6 protein-coding genes are annotated in these 4,964 nt (G+C 73.9%); all 6 read right to left on the bottom strand.

Translation table 11 applies throughout. From position 1 onward, the window contains the following. Nucleotides 1-117: 117 nt before the first annotated feature. Nucleotides 118-1,125 carry an inorganic phosphate transporter gene (locus tag PKY62_RS11990; protein WP_324537264.1) on the bottom strand — a complete coding sequence of 336 codons (1,008 nt, stop codon included), beginning with the start codon at nt 1,123-1,125 and terminating at the stop codon, nt 118-120. 6 nt (nt 1,126-1,131) lie between these two features. After that, a complete protein-coding gene (locus tag PKY62_RS11985) occupies nt 1,132-1,752 on the bottom strand; it encodes a DUF47 domain-containing protein (RefSeq protein WP_324537262.1) in 621 nt (206 codons plus the stop codon). A 301-nt stretch (nt 1,753-2,053) separates the two neighbouring features. Further along, complete coding sequence (locus PKY62_RS11980) at nt 2,054-2,653, bottom strand: hypothetical protein (RefSeq protein WP_324537267.1); 600 nt, start codon at nt 2,651-2,653, stop codon at nt 2,054-2,056. A 35-nt stretch (nt 2,654-2,688) separates the two neighbouring features. Further along, nucleotides 2,689-3,156: a peptide-methionine (R)-S-oxide reductase MsrB gene (gene msrB, locus PKY62_RS11975; protein WP_324537260.1), complete on the bottom strand. Its 468-nt coding sequence runs from the start codon at nt 3,154-3,156 to the stop codon at nt 2,689-2,691. 75 nt (nt 3,157-3,231) lie between these two features. After that, nucleotides 3,232-3,846: a 1-acyl-sn-glycerol-3-phosphate acyltransferase gene (locus PKY62_RS11970; RefSeq protein ID WP_324537258.1), complete on the bottom strand. Its 615-nt coding sequence runs from the start codon at nt 3,844-3,846 to the stop codon at nt 3,232-3,234. After that, a partial coding sequence (locus PKY62_RS11965) for a helicase-related protein (RefSeq protein ID WP_324537255.1) occupies nt 3,836-4,964 on the bottom strand: 1,129 nt, incomplete at its 5' end. The genes PKY62_RS11965 and PKY62_RS11970, both read right to left, overlap by 11 nt.

Below are 4,964 nucleotides of genomic sequence, written 5' to 3'. Positions count from 1 at the left end.
GCCCAGCGGCGCTCGACCCGGCGGGGCTCGACCCGGCGGGGCTCGACCCGGCGGGGCTCGACCCGGCGGCGCTCAGCCCAGCGGCGCTCAGCCCAGCGGCGCTCGGCCCGGCGGGGCTCAGCCCAGGAGCGTGAAGAGCAGGAAGTACATGATCGCGGCGACCGATGCCGCTGCGGGGATGGTGAGCACCCAGGCGATCGCGATGTTGCCCGCCACGCCCCAGCGCACGGCCGAGAGACGCTTCGACGCGCCGACGCCCATGATCGCCGAGGTGATCGTCTGGGTGGTCGAGATGGGGGCCTGGAAACCGAGCGCCGTGACGTAGAGCACCGTGGCCGCGACCGACTCGGCGACGAAGCCGCGCGCCGGGTCCAGCTCGATGACCTTGCGGCCCAGCGTGCGCATGATGCGCCAGCCGCCCGCGTAGGTGCCGAGCGAGATCGCGAGGGCAGCGGACAGCTTGACCCACAGCGGGATCTCGCCGTCGGCCGGCCCCACCCCGCCGGCGACGAGCGCGAGCACGATGACGCCCATGGTCTTCTGCGCGTCCTGCAGGCCGTGGCCCAGCGCCATCGCGGCCGCGGAGGCCGTCTGCGCGATGCGGAACCGCCGCGTCACCTTGTGCGGGTTGGCGTTCCGGAAGAGCCACAGGACGCCGACCATGATGACGAACGCGAGGCTGAACCCCACGAGCGGCGACACGACCATGGGGATGACGACCTTGTCGAGGATGACGTCCCAGTGCACCGTCACGCCCGAGGCCACGCCCACGCCCGTCAGCGCGCCGATGAGGGCGTGCGAGGACGACGACGGCATGCCGAACCACCACGTGATGAGGTTCCACACCGTCGCGCCGATCACCGCGGAGAGCACCATGATCAGACCCTGGTGGGTCGAGCTGGCGTCGTCGATGTCGATGATCCCCGACCCGATGGTCTTCGCGACCTCCGTGCCGAGCATGGCGCCGAGCAGGTTGAAGGAGGCGGCCATGAGCAGCGCGGCCCGCGGCGTCAGCGCGCGCGTCGAGACCGAGGTCGCGATGGCGTTGGCCGCGTCGTGGAAGCCGTTGGTGTAGTCGAACGCCAGGGAGAAGGCGACGACGACGACGACGAGCGCGATCTCCACCGGGGCTCAGGACTCCTTGAGCGCGATGGTCTCGACCATGTTCGCGACGGTCTCGAAGGCGTCGGCCGCGGCCTCGAGGGCGTCGACGACCTCCTTGAGCTTCATGAGCTCGATGGCGTCGGTGCCGTTGTTGAACATCTCGGCGAGCAGCTTGCGGTACGTGCGGTCGGCCTCGTTCTCGAGCCGGTTGATCTCGACCCAGTACTCCGCGAGGTCCTTCATCGAGCGCAGCCGCGGCATGGCCTCGGCGGTGAGCTCAGCGCACCGCCGCAGGACGTCCACCTGGTCGTTGACGCGCGGCGGCAGCGTGCCGAGCTTGTAGAGCACGATGAGGTCGCCGGCCTCCTCCATGAAGTCCATGCAGTCGTCGAGCGCCGAGGCCAGACCGTAGATGTCGTGCCGGTCGAACGGCGTGACGAAGGTCTGGTTGAGGCGTCGCATGATCTCGTGGGTCGACTCGTCGGCCGCATGCTCGGCGTCGCGGAGCTGGCCGGCGAGCACCTTGCGCTCCGCCCGCTCGGCGCCGAGGAGCTGACCGAGCACGTCCGCGGCGCCCACGAGGTGGCGCGCCGAGTCGGCGAGGAGGTCGAAGAACGAGGTGTTGCGCGGGGTGAGGCGCAGGCGCACGACAGTGCTCCGTCATGAGAGGGGGTCGGATCGCTACCAGGCTAGGGCAGCGATCGGGTGAACACACAACCCCGGGGGTGTCCGGGCGGCGTCCTCACAGTGAACTCACGGTGAACAGGCCACCGGCAGGGGCGGCGCGCCGGACCTTGGGCCCGGGTCGGCAGCCGCCGGAGGGAAGGGGCGACGTCGGACCGCAGAGCGCCTGTCGGCGCGAAGGCCGCTCGAAGCGGCTTGAAGTGGAGCCCGGGGCTACCGCGGCCCGACGTCGTCCATCAGTGTATCGGCCGGTCGACGCACGACTTCAGTCCAACCGGTCGATCCGCCACAGCCCGGCGGCGCCCTCGAGCTCCTCGGCCGTGCGGACCAGGCCCGAGGCGCCGCGCGTCATGCGCACCGCCAGGTCGGCGTCGTGCCCCTCGACGAGGTCCGCGTCCAGGGCCGCCCCGGTGGCCAGCACCCGGCAGAAGGCGCCCGCACGCTCGAGCGCGACCGCCAGGTCCCCGGCGAACACGCCGGACAGCACGGCGTCGACGACGGCGACCATCTCGGGCGGTCCGGGCAGGCTCGCCACCCCGGCCACCGCCCCGTGCACCTGCGCGCGCTCGACCCCCAGCCGGTACCGCTCGGCGATGGTGCGTGGGTCGCGGCGGACCCAGTCACGCAGCACGTACAGCCGCCACAGCGCGCCGGGCAGGGTCGTGGCCGGGCTGTCGGCCCACATCCCGGCGATGGCGTCCAGCCCCTCGGCCTCGACGAGGCTGACGAGGCGCTCGACGACGGCCGGGTCCTCCGCGGCGCGACCCTGGTGGACGATCGCGTGCGCCGTGGTGTGCGCGACCTCCGCGCGCAGGGCCGGGTCGATGTCCCCCGGCAGCTCGTCCGCCGCCCACGGGTCGAGCATCGCCGGGCGGCGCGGCCGGCGGGGCTGCTCCCCGGTCACCCGGCGCCGCCCGCAGCCGGCGACCCGCCACCCGCAGCCGGCGACCCGCCACCCGCCGTCGGGGCGCCACCCGCGGCGAAGGTCAGCGACACCGAGTTCATGCAGTACCGGTCCCCCGTGGGGGTCTGCGGCGCATCGTCGAACAGGTGGCCCAGGTGCGAGCCGCAGCGGGCGCAGCGCACCTCGGTCCGCACCATGCCCAGGCTGCGGTCCACGAGGAGCTCGACGGCGTCACCGTCGGACGGCGCGTAGAAGCTGGGCCAGCCGCAGTGCGAGTCGAACTTCGTCTCGGCCGTGAAGAGCACCTGCCCGCAGGCGCGGCACGCGTAGGTGCCCACGCGCTGCTCGTCGAGCAGCTCACCGGTCCACGGGCGCTCGGTGGCCGCCTGGCGCAGCACGGCGTACTCCTGCGCGGACAGCCGCTCGCGCCACTGCTCGTCCGACCTGCTCACCTCGTAGGCCATCGCACCTCTCCTGTCTGCCCGGAAGGGCAACCGTACGTCGCGGACCCGACGCAGGCAGGGCGTGGCACGCAGAGGTCAGGACGCCCTGTCCTCCTCGCGCAGCCGCACCGTGCTGCCGCGCCCGGGGCGCACCCCGTCCTTGTCGGCGTAGAAGGCGCGGATGACGTCCATGTCCGCGCGCACGTCGCCGGTGAGCTCGATCGTCGGGCCCACCCCGGTGGTCCGGGTGGGGCCGTCGATGAAGCCGAGGGTCACCGGCAGCCCGGTCTCGCGACCGAGCCGGTAGAACCCGGACTTCCAGTGGTCGGTCTTGGTGCGCGTGCCGTCCGGGGCCAGGACGAGCGCGAAGCCCTGGTCGGACTGCGCCTCCGCCACGAGGCGACGGACCAGCCCTGCACCGCCGCGGCGGTCCGTCGGCACGGCGCCGAGGGCCCGCAGCAGCGCACCCATCGGCCACCAGAACATCTCCTGCTTGACCAGCACGCGGGGCTTGACGCCGTCGGCCCACAGGACCAGGACGGTCAGCACGAAGTCCCAGTTCGACGTGTGCGGGGCGCCGAGGAAGATCCCGGTCCGCGGCACGGTGCCGACCTGGGTCCAGCCGCTCAGCCGCAGCGCCGTCCGGGCCACCCACCGGCGCCCACGCATCGGCTTGGGCCGGGCGACCGGCCCGTCGGCGTCACCGACCACGGCGCCGACCGCCTCCGGTGGACATCTCGACCAGGCCGCTGCCCTTCGAGGCGCCGCCGCGCGCGGCCGCGGGGAACTGCGAGACGGCGTCACGGCCCTGCGCGGGCTTGCGGGCGGGGGCGGCGGCACGCGCGGGGGCGGCACCCGTGCGGGCCGGGGCTCCCCCGCGCGCCGGTGCGGCACCCCGGGCGGGGGCCGCGGAGTCGCGCGACGGCGCGGCCCCACGGGCGGACGAGCCACCGCGCGCGGTGCCGGAGCGGCCGGGCGCGCCGGCGCCGCGGCCCTCGGCGCCGCGGGCGGGACCACCCCGTGCGGAGCCGCCGCGCGACGAGCCGGACCGCGCGGCCCGACCGTCGGAACGCACCTGGGCGGACAGGATCGCCGCAGCCTGGACGTCGGCCGACGCCGGCGTGACGAGCGGTGCCGTCTCGCCCACGAGCGCGGTCAGCGCGGGGGCACCCAGGCGGACCGCCTGCGGCGTGGCGGAGATCCGGGCGAGCCGGGTGAGGGTGCGCACGTCCCCAGTCTGCTCCGGCAGGACGATCGTCACCACGTCACCACCGCTCCCGGCGCGTGCCGTGCGGCCGGAGCGGTGCAGGTACGCCTTGTGCTCGGCCGGCGGGTCCACGTGCACCACGAGCTCGACGTCGTCGACGTGGATGCCCCGCGCCGCGATGTCGGTCGCGACGAGCACCCGCACCTCGCCGGAGGAGAACGCGTCGAGGTTGCGCTCGCGTGCGTTCTGGCTGAGGTTGCCGTGCAGGTCGACCGCGGGGATGCCCGCCGCCGTCAGCTGCTTGGCGAGCTTCTTGGCCTGGTGCTTGGTCCGCGTGAAGAGGAGCCGGCGCCCGACGCCCGAGGCGAGGTGGTGCACGACGTCGCGCTTGGTCTCGACGTCGCCCACCGTGAAGACGTGGTGGGTCATCGCGGCGACCGGCGACTGCTCGGAGTCCACGGAGTGGGTGCTGGGGTTGGACAGGAACTTCTTGACGATCTGGTCCACCCCGTTGTCCAGGGTGGCCGAGAACAGCAGGCGCTGACCACGCACGGGCGTGGCCGACATGATCCGCCGCACGCCGGGCAGGAAGCCGAGGTCGGCCATGTGGTCGGCCTCGTCC

The sequence above is a fragment of the Actinotalea sp. genome (genome assembly GCF_035443605.1).
Classification (GTDB): domain Bacteria; phylum Actinomycetota; class Actinomycetes; order Actinomycetales; family Cellulomonadaceae; genus Actinotalea.
The sequence above is the reverse complement of the archived record's forward strand: the minus strand, read 5'-3'. Positions and strand labels throughout refer to the sequence as shown.